Origin of the sequence: Aeromonas cavernicola, from assembly GCF_002795305.1 — a bacterium.
Classification (GTDB): Bacteria; Pseudomonadota; Gammaproteobacteria; order Enterobacterales; family Aeromonadaceae; genus Aeromonas; species Aeromonas cavernicola.
This window is the reverse complement of the sequence record NZ_PGGC01000015.1, coordinates 18,886-40,822: the sequence shown is the minus strand read 5'-3', so window position 1 is coordinate 40,822 and position 21,937 is coordinate 18,886. Positions and strand designations below refer to the sequence as shown.

Annotated in this window: 19 protein-coding genes; 13 read left to right on the top strand and 6 right to left on the bottom strand. The window is 53.1% G+C overall.

What is annotated here, in order from left to right; all coding sequences use genetic code 11:
- The first annotated feature begins 621 nt into the window (after positions 1 to 621).
- The 5 genes from CUC53_RS02390 to CUC53_RS02370 all read left to right on the top strand — a co-directional run bounded on the left by CUC53_RS02390 (position 622) and on the right by CUC53_RS02370 (position 6,588).
- Positions 622 to 2,574, top strand: a complete 1,953-nt coding sequence (locus tag CUC53_RS02390) for a putative bifunctional diguanylate cyclase/phosphodiesterase (RefSeq protein WP_100292700.1) — start codon at positions 622 to 624, stop codon at positions 2,572 to 2,574.
- A 138-nt stretch (positions 2,575 to 2,712) separates the two neighbouring features.
- Entirely contained in the window at positions 2,713 to 4,278 is a 1,566-nt protein-coding gene (locus CUC53_RS02385; RefSeq protein ID WP_100292686.1) for an AbgT family transporter, read from the top strand.
- A gap of 69 nt (positions 4,279 to 4,347) precedes the next feature.
- The gene (gene nfsA / locus CUC53_RS02380) at positions 4,348 to 5,073 is read left to right on the top strand and encodes an oxygen-insensitive NADPH nitroreductase (protein WP_100292685.1); all 726 of its coding nucleotides are present in this window, start codon (positions 4,348 to 4,350) and stop codon (positions 5,071 to 5,073) included.
- Positions 5,074 to 5,254: 181 nt separating this feature from the next.
- Entirely contained in the window at positions 5,255 to 6,019 is a 765-nt protein-coding gene (locus CUC53_RS02375; protein WP_100292684.1) for a DNA repair protein, read from the top strand.
- Positions 6,013 to 6,588 (top strand): VOC family protein, encoded by a 576-nt coding sequence (locus CUC53_RS02370; protein WP_167386661.1) that lies wholly within the window; start codon positions 6,013 to 6,015, stop codon positions 6,586 to 6,588. The genes CUC53_RS02375 and CUC53_RS02370 overlap by 7 nt, the downstream gene beginning before the upstream one ends.
- Positions 6,589 to 6,598: 10 nt before the next feature.
- On the opposite strand, the gene CUC53_RS02365 is transcribed toward CUC53_RS02370, so the two are convergent.
- Together CUC53_RS02365 and CUC53_RS02360 are read right to left on the bottom strand one after the other, a co-directional pair.
- Complete coding sequence (locus CUC53_RS02365) at positions 6,599 to 7,795, bottom strand: MFS transporter (protein WP_100292682.1); 1,197 nt, start codon at positions 7,793 to 7,795, stop codon at positions 6,599 to 6,601.
- A 166-nt stretch (positions 7,796 to 7,961) separates the two neighbouring features.
- Positions 7,962 to 8,327 carry a cell division inhibitor gene (locus tag CUC53_RS02360; protein WP_157798176.1) on the bottom strand — a complete coding sequence of 122 codons (366 nt, stop codon included), beginning with the start codon at positions 8,325 to 8,327 and terminating at the stop codon, positions 7,962 to 7,964.
- A 210-nt stretch (positions 8,328 to 8,537) separates the two neighbouring features.
- Between CUC53_RS02360 and CUC53_RS19430 the strand changes: the two genes are divergently transcribed.
- Entirely contained in the window at positions 8,538 to 8,660 is a 123-nt protein-coding gene (locus CUC53_RS19430) for a hypothetical protein (RefSeq protein WP_272896744.1), read from the top strand.
- A 154-nt stretch (positions 8,661 to 8,814) separates the two neighbouring features.
- On the opposite strand, the gene CUC53_RS02355 is transcribed toward CUC53_RS19430, so the two are convergent.
- Positions 8,815 to 9,393 (bottom strand): PhnA domain-containing protein, encoded by a 579-nt coding sequence (locus CUC53_RS02355; protein WP_100292680.1) that lies wholly within the window; start codon positions 9,391 to 9,393, stop codon positions 8,815 to 8,817.
- Between the two features lie 195 nt (positions 9,394 to 9,588).
- Between CUC53_RS02355 and CUC53_RS02350 the strand changes: the two genes are divergently transcribed.
- The gene (locus CUC53_RS02350; RefSeq protein WP_100292679.1) at positions 9,589 to 10,776 is read left to right on the top strand and encodes a methyltransferase; all 1,188 of its coding nucleotides are present in this window, start codon (positions 9,589 to 9,591) and stop codon (positions 10,774 to 10,776) included.
- A 290-nt stretch (positions 10,777 to 11,066) separates the two neighbouring features.
- The gene (locus CUC53_RS02345) at positions 11,067 to 12,521 is read left to right on the top strand and encodes a chitinase (protein WP_100292678.1); all 1,455 of its coding nucleotides are present in this window, start codon (positions 11,067 to 11,069) and stop codon (positions 12,519 to 12,521) included.
- A 137-nt stretch (positions 12,522 to 12,658) separates the two neighbouring features.
- Here CUC53_RS02345 and smrB read toward each other — a convergent pair whose 3' ends face one another.
- Complete coding sequence (gene smrB, locus CUC53_RS02340; RefSeq protein WP_100292677.1) at positions 12,659 to 13,183, bottom strand: endonuclease SmrB; 525 nt, start codon at positions 13,181 to 13,183, stop codon at positions 12,659 to 12,661.
- Between the two features lie 81 nt (positions 13,184 to 13,264).
- On the opposite strand from smrB, the gene prmB reads away from it, so the two are divergent.
- Together prmB and aroC are read left to right on the top strand one after the other, a co-directional pair.
- Positions 13,265 to 14,200 (top strand): 50S ribosomal protein L3 N(5)-glutamine methyltransferase, encoded by a 936-nt coding sequence (gene prmB / locus CUC53_RS02335; protein ID WP_100292676.1) that lies wholly within the window; start codon positions 13,265 to 13,267, stop codon positions 14,198 to 14,200.
- 9 nt (positions 14,201 to 14,209) lie between these two features.
- Entirely contained in the window at positions 14,210 to 15,298 is a 1,089-nt protein-coding gene (gene aroC / locus CUC53_RS02330) for a chorismate synthase (protein ID WP_100292675.1), read from the top strand.
- Positions 15,299 to 15,539: 241 nt separating this feature from the next.
- Here the strand turns inward: aroC and CUC53_RS02325 are convergent, their stop codons facing one another.
- Entirely contained in the window at positions 15,540 to 17,225 is a 1,686-nt protein-coding gene (locus tag CUC53_RS02325; protein ID WP_100292674.1) for an aspartate:alanine antiporter, read from the bottom strand.
- Positions 17,226 to 18,225: 1,000 nt separating this feature from the next.
- Between CUC53_RS02325 and uvrB the strand changes: the two genes are divergently transcribed.
- The 3 genes from uvrB (at position 18,226) to CUC53_RS02310 (ending at position 21,320) form a co-directional block, all read left to right on the top strand.
- A complete protein-coding gene (gene uvrB / locus CUC53_RS02320) occupies positions 18,226 to 20,238 on the top strand; it encodes an excinuclease ABC subunit UvrB (RefSeq protein ID WP_100292673.1) in 2,013 nt (670 codons plus the stop codon).
- Positions 20,235 to 20,483, top strand: coding sequence for a YkvA family protein (locus CUC53_RS02315; protein ID WP_100292672.1), 249 nt, complete (start codon positions 20,235 to 20,237; stop codon positions 20,481 to 20,483). Before uvrB ends, CUC53_RS02315 begins: the two co-directional genes overlap by 4 nt.
- Positions 20,484 to 20,669: 186 nt before the next feature.
- Positions 20,670 to 21,320, top strand: coding sequence for a DedA family protein (locus CUC53_RS02310; protein WP_100292671.1), 651 nt, complete (start codon positions 20,670 to 20,672; stop codon positions 21,318 to 21,320).
- An 85-nt stretch (positions 21,321 to 21,405) separates the two neighbouring features.
- Here the strand turns inward: CUC53_RS02310 and dsbB are convergent, their stop codons facing one another.
- Positions 21,406 to 21,927, bottom strand: a complete 522-nt coding sequence (gene dsbB / locus CUC53_RS02305) for a disulfide bond formation protein DsbB (protein WP_100292670.1) — start codon at positions 21,925 to 21,927, stop codon at positions 21,406 to 21,408.
- Positions 21,928 to 21,937: the final 10 nt, after the last annotated feature.

Here is a 21,937-nt window from a genome sequence, read left to right as displayed (position 1 = left end):
AAAAGAGGATTTGCAATTGGCAAGTCTCATCAAGGATTTAATTGATCTGGATTAATAGGGTGAGCAAGTTTGCACCGTATGGTGGTGATTTCGCCACATTATATCTCATTAGGTATATGCCGATTTCATCACTTGGCATGAAGACATTCATTTGCATATTTACGCATCACGTTTCAGGGGGGAGACCTGCCTATTTGTTATTGCGCGTCACCATGGGATTAGTATGGAAACAAATATTATTTGACGCTCTAAGCGTCATTTTTTTGTTACAACGAAATATACCAATTTGATATGCCTTAATATCTAAGTGATCTAAAAGTTTGATCTTAGTGCTTGTTTTATTTAGGGAAAAAATATAAACATTGGAAGGAAAGAAGGACGTTGCTTATATGGTTTTTGGCTGAGTCCTTTTGGTCGGTAACGGGGTATATCGGTCGTTGTCTAATTACCTCGATGTGTGTTTTGTCACTCACGATTTATTTCAACAGGGGGCAGGGAAGTTGTTTACACCTTGGATACTGTTTATCGCTTTTTGCTTAACTATTTTCCGGTACGCCACTGCTCACCCAAAAAGAATGACGACATTAAATGAATATTATTGACGAACAACTATTAAATGCCATGAATGTTTTACATACACCTATTTGGGTATATGACATTCACTGCCATCATATTTTCTGGGCTAATCATGCAGCGGTATCATTATGGGAAGCCAATTCTCTGCACGAATTACAAGCCAGAGATTTCTCTGCCGACATGGCGGCGGCCATCGATCTATTACTCCAGCGTTACCTCGGTGATTTCCAGCAAGGTCGTAGCTACAACGAATGGTGGACCTTATCGCCTAAAGGCATCAAAAAGCAGCTCTACCTGCGGCTCTCTGGGGTGTACCTCTCTGGGCAAATGATGATGATGGCGGAGGCGGTGATTGATGCTGACACCCTCTACCAGGAGTCCTCACTGGCAACGGGCGATACGTTAGCTTGCCTGTTTGATCGCACAGGCATATTCGAAAGCGGTAATTATCATTTCACTGCCTGTTTTGGTGATGAAATCAGCCAGCTTTCCCAAGTGTTTTCGAAAAATGACGCGGTATTTTATCAAAAGCTGGCCCATCTGGATGAAGTGGTGACCGAAGGTGAGTGCCGTACGAATAAGGGAATGCGCTGGTTTCAATATCAGTTTCGCCATATCCAGCAAGGGGCTCGGATTTTACTCACCATGCGTGATATCACCGACCGCAAACTCGAAGAGCTGGAACATCGCCATCTGGCTTGGCATGACTCCCTGACAGGGCTGCTTAATCGCTATGGTTTGATGAAATCCCTTGAGCTTCATTGCGGCTTTGGCGAACGCTTTGCGCTGGTGTTCATGGATCTGGATAACTTCAAGCTGGTCAATGATAACTATGGTCATAAGGCCGGCGATCGTCTGTTAGAGCGGGTAGCAAGCAGGTTGAAAAATATCTGTCCCAAGGACGTAGAGTTGGCTCGTCTTGGGGGGGATGAATTTACCGCGCTGGTTCCGCTAGGCCAACAAGGAGAGCGGGCGCAGGAGATCGCCGAACAGATCTTAGCGCAAATGACGCACCCGCTCAGGCTCAATGGCCTACCAGAGGTAACGATCGGTGGCAGTATCGGCATTGCGATTTATCCCGATGATGCAGAGGATGGCGATAATCTGATCACCCGTGCCGATATGGCAATGTATCAGGCCAAGCAGATGGCACGGCCACGTTGGCAGCGTTTTACCCCCAGTATGCAGCAGACGCTCCACCGCAAGCTCACTCTCAAGCAACATCTGACGAAAGCCATCAGCCGCCAAGAGCTCAGTCTGCGTTATCAACCTCAGATCGATGTGAGCAAAGGGTGCTTGATCGGCTATGAGGTGCTATTGCGTTGGCATAATCCCGAACTGGGTCATGTTTCCCCTGCGGAGTTTATTCCGCTGGCTGAAGAGATGGGATTAATCCGAGAAATAGGCAATTGGGTGCTGGCCACAGCGCTATCGCAGATAGCGCTGTGGCAGGAGCAGTGGCATCAGCGAGTGCCGATATCGGTGAACTTGTCAGGGTTTCAATTAACTCCATGTTTACCTGAGGAGGTTGAGGTTCAACTGACCAAGTATGGTGTCGATGCTGCGCTGTTGACATTAGAGCTCACCGAAACGGTGCTGATGCTTGATATGCAGGGATCTATCGACATCCTTGATGCGTTAAGTGAACGGCAGATCAAAATTGCAATTGATGATTTTGGTACCGGTTACTCGTCGCTGGCTTATCTTAATCGGCTGCCGATTAACACCATCAAACTGGATCGCTCGTTTGTCGTCGGCCTCAATTTATCGGTTATCCGAGCCACGGCAGCGATGGCAACAAATCTGGGCCTCGACATCATGGCGGAAGGAGTAGAAGAGCCTCATGAACTGGCGGCCTTGCTGGCTCAAGGTTGCCACCGCTTCCAAGGCTATCTCTTTAGTACGCCATTGACCGCAGAGGAGGTGACCTTAAGCGGTTTTAAAGTGGTCAGTCCTGTGGGGTGTTTTGGTTTGCCATTAGTGATTAATGACAGATAAGCCTGATATTGATACTTTATACGGAGTAAAATACGGTTTTTTGCTACTAAGTATGATGTTTTTGCTTTGTATCATGTGGGCTGTTATTAGTGGCTGTTAGCATACGACCTCATTTTTTGGTAATGGAGTATCGCCATCATGAGGCATGCAACAGTGAGCGTCCGCTCGGACAGCCCGCCGACAGGCTGGATAAACCGCTTTCTTAATGGGGTCGAGAAAGCGGGTAATAAATTGCCTGATCCGGCTATGTTATTCCTCTATGCCCTGCTGATCGTCTGGGTTGGCTCTTGGGTGCTGTCACACTATCAGTTTGACTTAATCAATCCCCGAACCGGCGATGCAGTGGCGGTAAACAACTTGTTAACCGGTACTGGCCTTGCTGCATTTTTGGCGGGCATGGTAACGACCTTCACTGGGTTTGCTCCCCTTGGCATTGTGCTGGTTGCGATGCTGGGGGTCGGGGTGGCAGAGCAATCTGGGTTTATCAATACCGGACTTAAAAAGCTGCTCAATGTGACCCCTGCCCGTTTTTTGACCCCTATGTTGATCCTCGTGGCTATCGTCAGTCATACCGCTGCCGACGCGGGGTATGTGCTCGTGATCCCAATTGGCGGGATCATCTTTCATGCGGCAGGACGTCACCCTTTAGCGGGAATTGCCGCCGCCTTTGCGGGGGTATCTGGCGGGTTTGCCGCCAATTTTTTGCCATCAGGCGGCGATGCGCTGTTGCAGGGCTTTACCCAGTCTGCCGCCCAGCTGTTTGATCCCGATTATATGGTCAACACCCTATGTAACATTATGTTTACGGGGGCGTCATCCTTACTGATCATCTGTGTGGGCTGGTTTGTTACCGAACAGATCGTGGAACCTCGCTTGAAGCATGTTGCCCTCAATGAGGCGCTGGAAAGTGTCGACGAGATGGGGCGTTATACCCGACAAGAGAGCCGTGCGTTTCACTGGGCGGTGGCCGCCATGGGGGCCGCTATCATATTGCTGGGGCTTGCGTTGTCGCCAGTAGACTCTCCTCTACGTGCCGCAGATGGGTCAATGACTAGCTTTGCCGCACCCGTGATGCAATCGATCGTACCACTGATTTTTCTACTGTTTATTTTGCCCGGGATTGTCTACGGCTTTATCGCTGGTCGTTTCAAATCGGGTACAGATGTGATTGATGCCATGTCTGCCACCATGAATAAGATGGGCTCTTATATGGTCATGGCCTTCTTCTGTGCGCTTTTTATCAAGGCGTTTGGTGATTCCAACTTGGGGACGCTTTTTGCACTGGCTGGCGCAGAAATATTGCATACACTGGCTCTGCCGGGGGAGGTGACCATCGTTGGTATCATCTTGTTGACGGCGGTGGTGAACCTGGTAGTGGGGTCGGCCTCGGCCAAATGGGCTCTGATCAGCCCGATCTTGGTGCCAATGTTGATGGCGGTGGGGATCTCTCCTGAATTAACCCAAGCGGCTTATCGGGTCGGGGATTCAGCTTCTAACATCGTAACGCCGTTAATGGTGTTTTTCCCGTTAGTCGTGGTTTATTGCCAGCGCTATGTGAAAAGCACAGGGATCGGCACATTAGTTGCGATGATGCTGCCCTATTCGCTGGCTTTTTTGGTGAGCTGGACCCTGTTTCTCTTGCTCTATTGGACGCTAGGCTTCCCGCTGGGATTGCAAGCCCCTTATAGTTACCCTGCCCCTTAAGAGGGAGGAAGGAAACCTTGGGCTCCTCCATTTTTTTCGCTATGGTGGAGCCCTTATCTCGGAGGGGCTATGAATCCAGCAATTGACCTTATTCTTTCTCACCGTTCTATTCGGCAGTTTACCGCAGAACCGATTGAACCAACCCAGTTGGACGCGATTCTTGCCGCAGCGCAAGCCGCACCTAGCTCTAGTTTCTTACAGGCCACTAGCATCATCCGAGTCATGGCACCAGAGGCCCGTGAACAGTTAGCCGTGTTGTCTGGTCATCAGCCTTATGTTGCTCAAGCGGCTGAATTTCTTGTATTTTGTGCAGATTATCATCGTCATCGTCAGATCGTCCCTGATGCCAAGACGGGCTATGCCGAGCAGTTGCTCATCGGTGCTATTGATGGTGCCTTGATGGCACAGAATGCGTTGTTGGCCGCGCAATCCTTGGCGTTAGGTGGTGTTTATATCGGTGGTATTCGCAATAATCCTGCCGAGGTCAGTGATCTGTTGGGATTACCGCTGCACGTCATCCCGCTGTTTGGCCTCTGTTTAGGCCACCCCGCACAGGCACCGGAGCAGAAGCCTCGGTTGCCAAGAACGTTGGTCGTGCACCAAGAGTGTTACCAACATCAACTGGATCACGATCTGCTCGCGCAATATGATCAGCAGATGGAATCCTATTATCACACCCGTAGTGGTTATAATAAGCAGCAGAATTGGAGTGGTCAGGTCAGGGCTATTTTGGGCAAAGAGTCGCGTCCTTTTATGCTCGGCTTCTTACAGGCAAGAGGCTTTAACCTCAAGTAATGGGTGATGTGGGCGATATTATGGTGGAACTAGATAGGTTGCCTCATGCTGATTCTATTGGTTGATATAGCGCCTTTGGTGTCTTGTCGGGAGACCGGGTGAGACTGCATAAAGTTACTATCACTGTTCTTAAGTTATTGTAATAAAATGAAATTATACCTTTACAGGGGTGTCGGCACTTATGATTTTAACCTTGGTATTGCTGGCGATAGGCGCTCTCTTGTTTGTAGTGATCGCCTACAACGTAGTGCAGCAATATAAGCAGAAGGCCGAAGCTGACAAACGTCGGGCCGTGGCGCAGTACAAAGCGGTGGTTGATGAGACTGAAGAGGTACTGCTGCATGTTAACCTCGTCCCTTTTTCTAAGAATATGGTACTGATACTGCAAAATCGGGTGCTGGATGCCTACCGTGCTATCGCATCGGTATTGCCGAGTAATCAACTCAAGCAACGTATCGCCGACATTCAAACTCAGATTAAAAATGTTCAGGATAACTACAGCGCCCAAGACGAGGGCCACTTTAAAACACCGGAGTCTGATCGCCATGCTCTCCAGATGCTGCAACTGGTGAAGAGAATGCGTGCCGTGTTACGTGTTGAGCAGAATAAAGGTAAGATCGACCCGCAAGGTTTTGCGAAAGAAGATCGCCGCCTCGAGTTGATGCAGCTGAAAATCAATGTCGCTAATTTGCTAAAAAAGGCAGGTGAGGCGCAAGTTGATGGGCAGTTAGGTACTTGTCGGCAACTGTTAACTAAGGGATTGACAACCTTGTCCAGCCTTGCTGATAAGGATCCATACCTTCTTTCTAGGGAAGAAGAGTTCAGGTCTGGGCTTGCGTCACTCGATGCGCTGCAACAGCAAAATAATGCGCAAGATATACAAACTATGAAAGACAAAGAAGCCAATGATCTTGACCTCTTATTTCAACCGAAAAAGAAATGGTAGATATGAATCATCCACTCGATTCCACCTTGGGGCCACTGGCCCCATTTGTTTCTAATCTACTCACTGAATTAGCCGCATCAGGGGTTAACATGTCCCCTCCTCATATTGACCATCTTTGCTATCGAGCGGCCACATTGGGCGAGTATCGGCGCTTACGTCAGGTATTGGCTGCTCATGGTGAGTTACTCGTAGAGGGGATGATCGGCGGTCGCCCTATTGCCACGTATCAGCTGACTGAGCCAGTGACCTTTGACGGCTGTAGCGTGCCTTGTATCGAATTGGCCGCGCCCAAACCTGGTCGCCAGCATCGAGTGGGGTTGGAGCATATCGAATGGGTGGTTTGTTCATTAGCTGATCTCGTCGCGGATTATCCTGATGTGCCTTTCAAAACAGAAAATATGATGAAAGCCCGGAACCCAGATGTGGTCTTGGCGCTCCCATCTGGGCAAATCAAGTTTCACTTAACCTCGCTTGCTGCTGTGATTGCCGATGAGGTGTTACGTGGTGAGGTGGTGGTTGTGCCTGCTGATTATTACGCCATTCATGCTGAAGATGGTGAGGGCGTGTGACTTTCCTAAGCTAGCCAACTGGGTGGCGGCTGAGTTTCAAACGTGCTAGACCAATGCTCAACATTGCGGTTATACCGAGCACCAGCTCGATACCCAGTACCAGCCCCGTTACCCCACCTTGCTGCCAAAATGGGTGCAGATACATGCCCCCTAGGCTGGCACCGAGATAATACGCGACCAGATACAGTGATGAGGCGAGCGCCCGATGCTGAGCGACATGTTGTCCGACCCATCCACTGGCGCAAGCATGGGCAAGAAAGAAACCGAAGCTGGCGATCAGCAGAGCAATGAAAATGGCCAACAGTGAGCCATGTAGCAGCAGGAGTGTGCCGAGCGCCATCAAGATGATCCCACTTAGCAACATCCGCTCAGACCCAAAGCGATGGGTTGCACGTCCGCTTAAGCAGGAGGCGAGGGTACCGGCTAAGTAGGTGAGAAATAACATGCCAAGCCACTGGATCGGGAGCGAAAAGGGGGGGCTTGCCAGCAAAAAAGTCAGGTAGCTAAATTGATTGAGAAACACCATAAAGTTAAGCCCACCGATCAAGTAGGCGGCTACCAAGAGTGGATTTGTGAGGTGTTGGAACAAGGCTTGGGTAAATTGCCCGCGTTGGGATGAGACCGCGACGAAGTGGGTCTGACGAGGTAGCAGTCTGAAGACGATAGGGAGCAATAACAGGCTAAACAAGCCAATGCCAATAAATGCGTGTTGCCAGTCGCCGAACCAACCTGCGAGTAGGCCACTCAACACTCGGCCCGCAATGCCCCCCAGCGAGTTAGCGGCAATATATATCCCCACCGCTGAGATAAGGCCCCGTTGATCGAACTCTTCCCCCATGTACGCGATGGCGGTTGCGGGCAGCCCAGCAAGGAGCGCACCTTGCAAAAAACGCAGCAGCAACAGTAGATAAAACTCCCCCACCAGCGAAATCAATAAAGAGAGCAGAATAGCCAGCGTGAGGGTGACGAGCATGATTTGGCGTCGACCGTAGCGATCTGCCAACTTTGCGCAAAGCAACAACGCACTTGCGAGCCCTGCGGTACAGCCAGCTAGCGTCCAGCTAGCGGAGAGTGAGCTGACCGAGAATACCTGGGCGATGAGAGGTAGCAGAGGGTGCGTTTGGTAGAGGTTCAAAAACACCAAAAAAGAGCCCAAGCTCAAGGCAAGGGTGGCACGCACCCATTCACGACTACCCGCTTCAATCATATGGAGATCCAGAAAGTGTTTAGTAAAGAAAACACGATTAAGCTGGTTAACATCATATGTCGGTAAGGGGAATGGCCAAACTAGATTTCACACCGGCTAACTTGTTGGTGACCACATGGTGCCATCTTGCACAGAAGTTAGCCATTTGGTGACGTGAGTTATGGCGTCAATGGTTAAGATAGATATCTTGTTCGCCATATGACAGGTGTGGTGTGAGCGTGGCGACTTCACCCATGGGCACAGTGCCGAAAAAATAGGTGGGTACGCCTGCCTGATGACTGATCTGCTGTAATTTTGCTTTATCCAAGGCGATCTGATCTGGTAGCCAAGTGAAAACGGCTGCACAGTGGCCACTGCTTACACTTCTCTCAAGGGTTTGCTGCCAATTTTTAATTTTTCGGCTATGCACGATCAATACCCGTTTTGGATCAATACCTTGCTGTTGAAAAAGCGCCACAGCAGGGATGGTAGGTGGGGCGATCAACACTAACCAGCCGTTGCCTAATTGACTTGCATCGGTCAATGCCGTCATCAGATCGAACTCGTTACTATGCCGCTGGCGCACAGGCTCAGCGCTGTGGCCGCAATGTCTTATTGGCCAAGGCTTGCTCATGGCTAAGTGCTGCAGAGGCGTATCTAGAGGCTGGCGTTGGTTCATCTAATCACCTGTATAAATAATCAACCTGTATATATATACAGTAATCTTATCTTGTCGCAGTGACAAGACGTTTGAGTGTAAAGCGTGATCTTGGCCGTAAACGGCGCGCGCGAACATGGTGTGATCATGATGCAGTGGTGCATGGCCGCCTTTGTCCAGATCGCCGACAGCGCTTGGCAAGATGACGTGAGCGCTGATCTTCGCTAGGGTAGGCCGACAGCGCGCACAGGTGACTCGCGCATCATGAGGATCTGGCATGGTGAGAGAGGGAGGGTAAGGATGAGCAATGAGGGTGGCAAGTGGTGCCACCCAGATAGGGGCAGTGAGAGGAGAGGCCAGGGAGGAGTGACGTGGCCCTGACTTATGCCTTTTTCAAATAGGCTGCCACCAGCACAATTTGCATGCCATTGACCTTGCCCTCAATGTGGAGCGGGTTGTTGGTCAAGCGGATACCTTTGACCAAGGTTCCCCGCTTGGCCGTAAAGCCAGCCCCTTTGACGTCGAGGTCTTTGATCAGTGTCACGGCATCACCCTCTTGTAGCACCGCGCCATTCGAGTCGACGGTGACAACGCGATCATCCTCATCAGAGGCTAAACCGGCCTCGGCCCATGTTTTCACCTCTTCGTCCATGTACATCATATCAAGCAGGTCCTGAGCCCACACTTCACCGGCGCCAGCCAGTGCCTTGAGCTGGCGCCACGCCATCACTTGCACTGCAGGTACTTGGCTCCACATGCTGTCACTCAAACAACGCCAGTGGTTAACAACTAAGGTGTCAGGTTGTACTAGCTGGCCGTGGCAGGTGTCACACAGGGCGACGCTATGATCATCGTCACTGGCGGAGGAGTGGGGCACCACAAAAGCGGTCAGCGCCTGTTCGGCACCGCACAGTTCACACTTAGCGCCTGCCCGCGCCTGCAAAATCCCATTGATGCTCATATTCTCAGTCTCATTGAGTTAATTAAGAGGGATGACCCAGGCAGCATAGGCCTGCCTGCGGTAGCAAGAGGGGGCGCAGGTTAGCATACCCCCTTGGGATTGTCAGGTAGCGGTCGCATAGGGTGCGCTATTTGCGAGGTGCATTTATGGCGGCGATCGCTAGAATGAGCCTCTTTTTCATGACAGGGTGTTGCCGTGTTAGTCCAACGTTTTCAGCAACTTGATCGCTTGCTTACCCGCTATCGAACATGGTGGCAATATCAACCTTATCATCATCTTACCTTGGCGTTTGCCGAGACGGCGCCAGAGCTAGCGAGCCGTTTAGGTGCGCTCTCTCTTGAACAAATAGCCGCCCTTGATGGTGATACGACGGCACTGAGTCAATGGCTTACCCCGTGGATTGAGGAGGCGACAACCTTGCTGGCGCTCAGCGAGCTTGAGCCCTTTCAGCTTGAGCCGATCCATTGCACTAACGCCATGGCGTTACACATGCCCGGCCGTAAACAAGCACAGATAACGGCCTTTGCGGCCAGTTTACCCACTCGGCAAGGACCTTATTTAGAATGGTGTGCGGGTAAGGGGCACTTGGGGCGGCTGGTTTCGCTACATCATCACGCCCCTGTGGTGAGTTTGGAGCTGCAAGCGCCGCTGTGTGATGAGGGACGACAATTAGCGGCGCGGGATGGGGCAAACATGACCTTTCACTGTGGTGATGCGTTTAGCGCTGAGGCGTCGGCCTTGCTGGCCCCTCATCATCACGCCATGGCGCTGCATGCTTGTGGCGATCTGCATACTCATCTATTGCAGCTGGTGGCGCAGCAGCAGGCCCGTGGCGTGACGCTGTCCCCATGCTGCTATCACTTGATCCGCAGTGCAGAGTACCAGCCCTTGTCGCAGGTAGCGCAGGGGAGTGCCTTGCGCCTTGCTAAAGTGGATTTGAAATTGCCCTTGCAAGAGACCGTAACGGGGGGCGCGCGCATCAGCCGGTTACGGGAGCAAGAGGTGCTCTGGCGGTTAGCGTTTGACTGTTTGCAGCGCGAAGTACGCGGTGTGAATGAGTATCTGCCGGTGCCCAATGTGCAAAAGAGCCTGCTAACCGGTTCGTTTAAGGCATTTTGTGACTGGGCGGCTGAGCGGAAAGGACTTTGCCTGCCCAGCGGCCTTGATTATGACGGGTTTGTTGCGCAAGGTGAGCAGCGCGTTGGTGATGTGGCACGTATGGAGCTAGTTCGCCATCTGTTTCGTCGTCCGCTAGAGGTGTGGTTAGTGCTCGATCGAGCGCTTTTTTTACACGAGCAAGGGTATCAGGTGGAGGTGGGTACCTTCTGTGCCAAGCCCATGACACCACGTAATATCGTGATCCGTGCGGTGCGTCGATCCTAACAAACCGAGCAGACACGCTGCGGTGCGCTGGCTACAAGCCTTAAGCCTTAAGCCTCAGGGCTTAGGCGAATATCGCCCCCCTTGTTGCCACCAGCGCCTTTCCCTCGCCTCGTTGCTGAGCACGTGGTCGGGATTTTTTGCCCATGCCGAGGGAGTCGTCTAGCTTGATGGGTGCAAAGTGAGTCCGCTCACACTTTCTGACTAATTCTTAATTTTCGCTGTGAATTTAGTGGGGTAAGCCCCTATGCTCGGAGGGCCATTTTTTCAGGAACAAAATAAGGAGTGTTGTCATGCCAAGATGGACATATTGTGCCTGGTTAGTCGCCAGCGTTTGCGCCGTACCTGCTCACGCAGCCATGAATATTCAGCCTGATCCGCAAACCCCCGGTGGCTATGTGATTGCAAGAGCCGATGTGAAGGCGGTTGAGCAGCAAAAAACGGCAAGCCCTATGTATGGGATTTGGTCTAAGGCATTGGAAACTCGGCCTAATAAGGTGGTTGATGCCATTGAGCCTGGTTTAGCCACTAACCCTGTTAACGTGAAGCGGGTTGAGCGGGTCTTCCCCCAAGCAGAGTGGAATTTTCTGACCCAGATGGCGGCGCCTGAATATACCTATGTGCGTTTTTTACGGGCCATTGGTAAGTTTCCCGCTTTTTGTGGTGACTACAGTGATGGCCGCAATGCCGACGAGATCTGTAAAAAATCCATTGTGACCGCCTTTGCTCACTTCGCCCAAGAGACCGGTGGCCATATCGCCAAAGACAATATTTCTGATAATCCCCAAGGGTTGGAAGAGTGGCAGCAGGCGCTGGTGCATGTGCGGGAGATGGGATGGTCAGAAGGGCAGTTGGGTTACACCACCGGCTGCGGCCAAAATGATTGGCAGAACAAAAAGTGGCCCTGTGCCACGGGGCAGGGCTATTTCGGTCGTGGGGCGAAACAGCTCTCTTATCACTTTAACTACGGTGCATTTTCGGAGGCGATGTTTGACGGCGATGCCACCGTGCTGCTCAACAATCCCGGTTTAGTGGCTGACTCTTGGCTCAATCTTGCCTCTGCCATCTGGTTTTTCCTTACCCCCCAAGCGCCCAAGCCGGCCATGCTCCACGTCATAGATCGCACCTGGGTGCCATCAACGCGGGAGATCAACGCAGGGATTGGTTATGGCTTTGGCACCACGATCAATGTTATTAATGGGGGGATCGAGTGCGGCGAGCAAAACAAGGACAAGGGCCAGCCAGTCAACCGGATCCGCTACTGGGAGGGACTCTCTGAGCATTACCAGATCCCGCGCAAGAGCGATGAGAAAAATACCTGCTGGCAGCAGACGCCTTATGGCAGCCTCAACCTCAATGGCGCCACCGATGTGCTCTACACCAACTGGGATGGTAACTGGAAATACTACGCTGATCGCCCAGGCGGCTACTCCTTTGAGTGTGAATTAGTCGGGTTCCAGACGGCCTACTCTGCACTGGTGCCGGGGGATTATGAGAAGTGTGTCACCAACCGTTATGGCTCTCATGCCAGTTGGCCCAAGGTCCGCATTGTGGAGACATTGCCACCACCGGTTAATCCCAGTGAACCGCCGGTTGGCGGGGTGGCCGCGTGGGAGGCCAGTAAAGTGTATACAGCGGGGAATAAGGTGAGCCACAAAGGTGCACTCTATCAGGCCAAGTGGTGGACCCAAGGGGACGATCCCAGCAAGGGTGGGCCATGGGGCTTGGTGAGTAGCACGAAATCCTAACGGAATGACATGATTGCCGTGCAGATGAGGGGACCATAATGGTCCCCTCTTTATTGCTAGGCGATTGATAGGTGTCTGGACTTGCCCGATGACAGGTGCAAGCTACCCGTTAGGGCGTTAGGGCCGAATGTTCGGTGCTATTCGTCCACATCGAGCAACACCAAAATGGCGCTGTCTCCCCCCCATTCCCGAGGTGCCTGATGGAATGCTTGCACATGGGGGTGCTGAGCCAGCCAGCTCGGAATACGCTGCTTGAGTATGTGTTTGCCGATGCCGTGCATCACCGACGCAACGTGCAGATTTTCACGGCGGCACAGGCTGAGCAGGGCGGCTAGTTCCAGCTTGGCCTGTTGCTGATTCATGCCGTGAAGGTCCAGATAAATCTCAGGTGAATAACTCCCCCGCTTGAGCTTTTTTAACTCGAATGGCGAGATGTCTGCACGCACATAACGGGTGGGGCCATCTTGGTCGAGATAGGGCTGATACTCATCGCTGAAAAAGTGGTCAACCCCAAGCGTTTCGCGGCTTTCACGCAATAGGTGTTTCTGCTTGACCGGGCGTAACTCGGCCCTTATGGTATCTTGCTTTATTTTCCGGGTACCTTTTATCGCATCGCGAAACAGCTGGCTTTCCTCGACCGTCGGTGAAGGCGATTTTTTCATCAAAGACTCGTCTGTTAGGTATACATTTGCCCGCTATACAGTGGGTGCTTGGGCCGGATATTACTCGACTTGGAGGTGGATTTGGACAAGATATTTATCGATGAGGTGGTGGCTGAGATGCATACCATCCAGGACATGCTGCGCTGGGCCATGAGTCGTTTCAACGACGCCGGGATTTTTTACGGCCATGGTACTGACAATGCCTGGGATGAGGCTGTGCAACTGGTACTGCCCGCGTTACATCTGCCACCGGACGTGGACCCTGGAATGCGCCACTCCCGTCTGACCACCAGTGAACGTCACCGGGTCGCCGAACTGATTATTCGCCGGGTTCAAGAGCGGGTCCCAGCGCCTTACCTCACCAACAAGGCGTGGTATGCGGGGTGGGAATTTTATGTGGATGAACGGGTGCTGATCCCCCGCTCTCCCATCGCTGAGATGGTGGCCAATCGTTTTGCTCCTTTCCTTAATAACGAGCCAACTCGGATCATGGATTTATGCACGGGATCCGGTTGCATTGCCATCATCATGGCCCACGAGTTCCCCGGCGCGGAAGTGGATGCTATCGACATCAGCATCGATGCGCTGAACGTGGCCGAGCGCAATATCAACGATCATGGGTTGGAGCAGCAGGTTATCCCAATCCGATCCGATCTGTTCCGTGATCTACCAGCAGGTGATCAGTACGATCTCATCGTCTCCAATCCGCCATACGTTGATTCAGAAGATATGTCCGACCTGCCGGATGAGTTTCGTCACGAGCCGGAGCTGGCACTGGCATCAGGCTCCGATGGCCTAAAACTTACCAAGCGTTTACTCGCTCACGCCGCTGATTTTCTCAATGATGACGGCGTGTTGGTGGTCGAAGTGGGTAACAGCATGATCCACCTAGAGGCTCAGTTCCCCGAGATCCCCTTTACCTGGGTGGAGTTCGAGCATGGCGGTCACGGGGTCTTTGTGATGACCAAGGCTGAGCTGGTCGCCTATCAAGATCATTTCGCCATTTATAAGAACTAAGAGGTAACCATGGCAGGAAACAGTTTTGGCCAGCTTTTTCGGGTCACCACCTTCGGTGAGAGTCACGGCGTGGCGTTGGGTGCCATCGTTGATGGTTGCCCGCCGGGGCTTGAGATAAACGAGGCGGATTTACAGTGGGATTTGGATCGGCGCAAGCCCGGCACGTCCCGTTACACCACTCCGCGCCGCGAACCAGATGAGGTGAAGATCCTCTCTGGGGTGTTTGAAGGCAAGACCACCGGCACCTCCATTGGGCTGCTGATCGAGAATACGGATCAGCGCTCCAAAGATTACTCCGACATCAAGGACCTATTCCGGCCGGGCCATGCGGACTACACCTATCACCAGAAATATGGCCAGCGTGACTATCGCGGTGGTGGTCGTTCATCGGCGCGCGAGACCGCGATGCGGGTGGCAGCAGGGGCCATTGCCAAGAAGTACCTCAAACAGGTGCACGGCATCGAGATTATTGGCTTCCTCTCCCAGCTTGGCCCGATCAAGGCCGAGGCGTTCGACGCAGCGCAGATTGAGCAAAATCCCTTCTTCTTCCCCGATGCAGACAAGTTGGACGCGCTCGATCAATACATGCGCGATCTGAAAAAAGAGGGCAACAGCATCGGCGCCAAGGTCCAAGTCATTGCCCGCAATGTGCCGGTGGGTCTCGGCGAGCCGGTATTTGACCGGCTCGACGCTGACATTGCCCACGCCATGATGGGCATCAATGCGGTCAAAGGGGTGGAGATTGGCGATGGGTTTGCGGTAGTGGAGCAAAAAGGCTCCGAACACCGTGACCAGATGACGCCAACTGGCTTTACTAGCAATCATGCTGGCGGCATTTTGGGGGGGATCTCTTCTGGCCAAGAGATTGTGGTGAGCATGGCGCTGAAACCGACCTCCAGCATCACGGTGCCGGGCAAGACCATCAACACCGAAGGCGAGGCGATTGAGATGATCACTAAGGGACGTCACGATCCCTGTGTTGGTATTCGCGCCGTGCCCATCGCCGAAGCGATGCTTGCCCTGGTGCTCATGGATCACCTGTTGCGCCACCGAGCACAAAATCAGGGGGTCTCGACCCAGACCCCGCAGCTTCGTTAAGGGGCTGGTTAATCGTATGTTCGGCCGCCTGATGGCGGCCGTTTTTATGTGGGCCTCGGGCAAGACGTAGCGGATGACGTAACGTCCCTGCCATAAGGGCTAGGTCACTTGCCACGTAGGTCTTGCCCTCCCTACCATATCTATGCTGCAGTTCCTACCCGTCCTACCCGTCCTACCCGTCCTACCCGCGACCCTATTGATGGCGACAGGACTGGCCCTAAGAGGAAACGATCAGCGGCGCCTAGAACCAGAAGCCGATGATAAACGAGCCAGCGAGGGTCAGCATGACATTGGCTACCGCATAGGTGCCCGCATAACCCAGCGCAGGAATAGAGCTGTTAGCGGCTTCGTTGACCACATCCATGGCTGGCGCGCAGGTTCTGGCGCCAGTGATTGCCCCCAGCAGCAGGGCTGGGTTCATCTTCAGCACCCAGACCCCAAACAGATAACCCACCAGCACAGGCAGGGTGGTGACCAGCATGCCGGAGAACAGCACGATGGCACCGACTTCGCTCAGGTGATCAAGAATACCGCCGCCGGCTTTTAGACCGGTGCTGACCATAAAGACGGCTAGCCCTAAGTCTTTCGCCAGCCGCAGCGCCCCAGGCGGCACATAGCCGACCGTCGGGTGGTTGGCTCGCAGATAACCCATCAAAATACCCGCCAGCAGTAGGCCGACCGCATTGCCAAGACCAAACTCAATTTGACCAAATACCAGCGACACTGAGCCGATCAGCAGTCCCAGTACGAAGAAGGTGGTAAAGGCGACGAGGTCGGTGGTCTGGCTGTGGACACTGATAAAGCCGATCTTATTGGCCAAGAGTTTGACCCGCTGCTTTTCACCGCTGATCTGCAGTACATCGCCCTTTTGCAGCATGATGTTGCGATCAAAGGGCATCTCTATTTGTGAACGCACCACTCGATTGAGGAAGCAGCCTTTCTCAGTGAGATTGAGCTCCACCAGATGACGGCCAACCACCCCGTCATTTTTCACCACGATCTCTTCGGTGACGATTTGTAGATCCAGCAGATTGCGATCAAACACCTCTTTGCCGTTACGGTAGTTGACGTCGAGCTTTTCGTGGCTCTCGGGATAACCGACCAGGGCAATTTCGTCCCCTTCTTGAATGACGGCATCGCCATCGGGGCTGGCCAAAATACCGTTGCGGCGGATCCGCTCCACATAGCAGCCGGTATGGGGATAGATGCCGGTCTCACGTAAGGTGCGGCCACCGATCCAGGCCGCGAGTTCAGGGCCAACGCGATAGGCGCGGATGATCGGCAGATAGGTCTTGCGGCTCTCACTGTCTGAGAGTCCCCGCTCGCGGGCAATCTTCTGCGCCTCGGTATTGAGGTCGAGCCGTGCCAGCGAGGGGAGATAGCGTACCACCAGCATCAGGCCCACTAGACCCACCAGATAGGTCAGGGCATAGCCGATCCCCATATTATCGAGCACCGCTTGCATATCGGTTTGGTGAGGTAAATTAAGCAGGCCGCTGCGCAGGGCATCTTGCGAGCCCACTAACGCGGGGGTCGAAGTCAAGGAACCCGCCAAAATACCTGCCGCCATCCCCGGCCCAAGGTCAAAGAACTTGGCCAAGCCGACGGTCAGCAGTAGCGCCGTCAATAAAATCACCAGCGTTAAGGTGATGTAATGGATACCGTCACGTAAAAATACGCTAAAGAAGTGCGGACCTGCCTCAATGCCAACGCAGAAAATGAACAGCATAAAGCCGATATTTTCGGTGGTGACGGTAAATTCGAAGCCAATCTGCCCAAACAGCAGCGCTGTAAATAGCACGCCAATGGTATTACCAATTTGGAAGCTACCGAGCCGAACTTTGCCCAGCAGCAGGCCAAAGGCCAATACCACAAACAGCAGGAGCGAATCACTTTGATGAAGCAGTGTCACAAAATCGATGGTCATACCCGGAAAAACCGAGGAAAAAGTGGGGGCACTATTGTGCCGGAACTCGGCATCAGAGAGAAGTATGCGACATCGATTAATCGTGAGAGAGCGGCCACCTAAGTCATGGGTTCGGCAGCTGGAGGGACTGCTGCGACATTTTCAGCCGTAAAACAGGCTGTCAATTAGTGAAAGATACTATCAGCAAGGAAGTTGCCGCTCAGCCGTCACAGGCTTTATAAACTGCTGTTTAGGTGACGAAATATCACGAGTTTCAGCAGATTCAACCAGAGCGGACGGCAGGCTAGAAACAGCAAAAGCAAGGAGAGGGTAACCTTCTTATTGGGATTGTGCGCTCCATAAGGGATACAAAAGATGTCTTTAAAACGCCTCAAACATCACCCCAGTCTGGGGGAAATTGGGAGGAGGGCTAAAACAGCATAAAATCAGGTCAATGGTCAGTCACTCTGTTCAAATAGGGTAACGAGCGGCTATCCCTCATCCTGACTGGCTTGGCGCTAGTTACCCACAGAAATTGTGGATAACCCTGTTGATGAATCTTGAAAACCGGCTGGAAAGGCACGCCAGCTCTGGTGTGCAAGGGGTGTTTAAAAATTATCTCAAAAAATAACTTTTGATAAAAATCAAATAGTTATATTCGGTAGTCGAAAACACTGTCATGGGAAATCGGTGACTAATGGGGATCAGAGAGTGCGGCAGGGGAGGTTGTGCATTAAAACTGTAAGCGACAAGTAATAAAGTGGATAACTTGCACCGAAATGGTGAAAATTAAGTGTATCCAATATGAGGTGAGGCGCAAAATTAGGCTAGCTATCTGCTGCTTTACGCGACAGCGTGATGTACACCGTGCCGACTGAATGGTTAAAGCACGCTAGGCAGGGAGGGGGATAATACAGAAGCAACAAAAGGGGGTCAAGCCTTCCTGGTTATCCTTGGTGGTATCTCATCAGAAGGCACTCGGTTACACTGCACTTCTTGCTGTTTTGTGTCGGGAGTGTCCATGAGCAAACCGTTTAAACTTGCCAGTCAGTTCCAACCTGCTGGTGATCAACCTGCTGCGATCGCTCAGCTGCTCGATGGCATTGAGTCGGGGCTCGCTCATCAAACCCTGCTGGGCGTCACAGGGTCGGGCAAAACCTTCACCATGGCCAATGTTATTGCGACCCTCAATCGTCCGACCATGATCATGGCTCCTAACAAGACCCTTGCAGCCCAGCTCTATGGCGAGATGAAGGAGTTTTTCCCCGACAACGCGGTGGAGTATTTCGTCTCCTATTACGACTATTACCAGCCCGAAGCCTATGTGCCGACCACCGACACCTTTATCGAGAAGGATGCGTCCATCAACGATCACATCGAGCAGATGCGATTGTCGGCCACCAAGGCGCTGCTGGAGCGGCGCGATGTGGTGATCGTGGCTTCGGTGTCGGCCATCTATGGTCTGGGAGATCCGCAAGCCTACCTCAGCATGATGCTGCACCTGAAAGTGGGGGATGTGATTAACCAGCGGGATATCCTGCGCCGCCTCGCCGAACTGCAGTACACCCGCAACGACATGGCGTTCCAGCGCGGCACCTTCCGAGTGCGTGGTGAAGTGATCGACATCTACCCTGCCGAATCGGACAAGCTGGCGCTACGAGTCGAGCTGTTTGACGAGGAGGTGGAGCGGCTCTCCCAGTTTGATCCCCTGACCGGTGCCATCGAGCAGACGGTGGTGCGTTATACCATTTATCCCAAGACCCACTACGCCACCCCCCGCGAGACTATCCTCGGTGCCATCGAGCATATCAAGGCGGAGCTCAAAGGGCGGCGTGAGCAGCTGATGTCGCTGAACAAGCTGGTGGAGGAGCAGCGCATCAGCCAGCGCACTCAGTTCGACATCGAAATGATGCAGGAGCTGGGCTACTGCTCGGGCATCGAGAACTACAGTCGTTACCTCTCTGGCCGTGCGCCGGGGGAGCCGCCGCCCACCCTGTTTGACTACCTGCCGGGGGACGGCCTGCTCATCATCGATGAGTCCCACGTCACGGTGCCGCAGATCGGCGCCATGTTCAAAGGGGACCGCTCCCGCAAGGAGACCCTGGTGGAGTACGGCTTCCGGCTCCCCTCGGCGCTGGACAACCGCCCCCTCAAGTTTGACGAGTTCGAAGCGCTGATGCCGCAGACGGTGTTTGTCTCAGCGACCCCCGCCCCTTATGAGTTGGAGAAATCCGGTGGCGATGTGGTGCAGCAGGTGGTGCGCCCCACTGGTCTGCTCGATCCGGAGATCGAGGTGCGTCCGGTGACCACTCAGGTGGACGATCTGCTCTCCGAGATCCGGCTACGGGTCGCGGTGCAGGAGCGGGTGCTGGTCACCACCCTGACCAAGCGGATGGCGGAAGACTTGACCGAATATCTGGCGGAGCACGACGTCAAGGTGCGCTACCTTCACTCCGATATTGATACGGTCGAGCGGGTGGAGATCATCCGCGATCTGCGCCTCGGTAAGTTTGACGTGCTGGTGGGTATCAACCTGCTGCGGGAAGGGCTCGATATGCCGGAAGTGTCGCTGGTGGCCATTCTGGATGCGGATAAAGAGGGATTCCTGCGCTCCACCCGCTCGCTGATCCAGACTATCGGTCGGGCGGCCCGTAACCTCAACGGCAAGGTCATCCTCTACGGTGATACCATCACCAACTCGATGAAGGTGGCGATTGAGGAGACCGAGCGGCGCCGCAGCTTGCAGCATACTCATAACCTCGAACATGGCATTACCCCCCAAGGGCTCAACAAATCCATTGGTGATGTGATGGACATCGGGGGCAGCCGCAGCGCCGGTAAACTAGGTAAGGGGAGCCGTAAGGCCGCCGAGCCGCAAGGAGAGTACCATGCCCGCTCGGCCAGCGAGATTGCCAAAGAGATCAAACGCATGGAAGAGCAGATGTTCCAGCATGCCCGGGATCTGGAGTTCGAACAGGCAGCGGCATTGCGAGATCAGATCCAGCGGCTACGCGGTGAGTTGATCGAGTCATGAGCCGTAAACGCTGGCTGATCTGGCAACGACTGCGCCGTCTCTATCAGGGCTTTCGCCATCCAGCGACCCCTTGGTGGGCGAGGGGGCTGGTGATCCTTATCCTGCTTTATGGCATCAGTCCGGTGGATTTTATCCCCGACGTGATGCCCTTGCTGGGCTGGCTCGATGACGTGACCTTGCTGCTGGTGTTGCTGTGGGGCTGGGAGCGTTGCTTGCCCCCCGCAGTGCGCCGTGCTCTAGAGTAGGTCCTTCCCTGGGTTTGCCGTATTTATCTGGCTCCGGAGATAGCACAGTGAGCCCCTTGAGGGGGGGCGGAAAGTGATGGCGTTTGAGGTTGCTGCTGGTGGGGTAAAAAAGAGGTGAGTTCGATGATTGTGGCCCAGATGGCATTGGCGTAGACTCCACGCCGTTCACTTTATGGGTATGGAAAAATGGATCTGATCCTCTTTGTAATCGACTTTATTCTGCATGTTGACGTTCATCTTAGAGAGCTGTTTGAAAATTACGGCGTCTGGGTTTACGCGATTTTATTTCTCATCATCTTCTGTGAGACCGGACTGGTGGTGACCCCTTTCCTGCCGGGTGACTCCCTGCTGTTTGCGGCGGGTGCGCTGACAGTGGGCAGTGTACTGGATGTGCACACCTTGGTCGGACTTTTGATCATCGCTGCGGTGCTCGGTAATGTGGTCAATTACACCATCGGTCACTTTTTCGGTGAGCGACTGTTTCGCAATCCTGACTCCAAAATATTCCGTCGCGACTATTTGGACAAGACCCATGGGTTTTATGCCAAGCATGGCGGCAAGACCATCATCATCACTCGATTTCTGCCCATTGTGCGTACCTTTGCTCCCTTTGTGGCTGGCATGGGAGCAATGACCTATCCGCGCTTCTTGGCGTTTAATTTGGTTGGCGCCGTGCTGTGGGTTGTCTCATTTGTTTATGCGGGCCATTTCTTTGGCAACTTACCGGTGTTTCGCCAAAACTTCACGTTGCTCATCTTCGGCATCATCGGCATCTCGGTATTGCCGATGCTGATTGGTGTTGCCAAAGCGAAAATGAGCAGTCGCAGCTCCGACTAATCAATGTGCTATCTGTTCGGTAAAGAGAAAGAGGGAGCCACTTTGTGGCTCCCTCTTTCTCTATGACCTGATCTAGCTGTCTTTATCAGTTGCAGCAGCGTCTTTTTATCAGATCCACGATGGCGATGACGATAAAAACCAGCAGATATGCCGCAAAGAAAGCGACTAACCATTGGGGCATGGAAAAACTTAAGAATTGCCAAGTGATCTCTCCGCAATCCCCGCTGGGGAGAAAAAGCCAAGGCAGCCACTGATCCAGCGGTAACCAGCTAGGGAAATCGGCATAAGGACTGCAAACATTGAACGGTGAGGGGTTCATCTGATAGTCGACATGTTTGAGTGCTAGCTGAAGCCCTTTGAGTGAGCTGTAACCCCACAATAACATCGCTCCCCAGCGTATATACCACTTCTGCGGTGCAGCCATCCCAAGCAATCCTGCGCACAGCACGCCTAACACAGCCAAACGTTCATAGATACACATTACACAAGGCTGCAGGCCTAGCACATGCTGGAAAAAAAGTGCGCACAGTTCTAGGAAAAGGGCGGAGGCCGCTAATAATCCCCATGCTAGTCGGGTGGTGACTAGATGGCGCAAAAATTCGATCATCTTATTGATC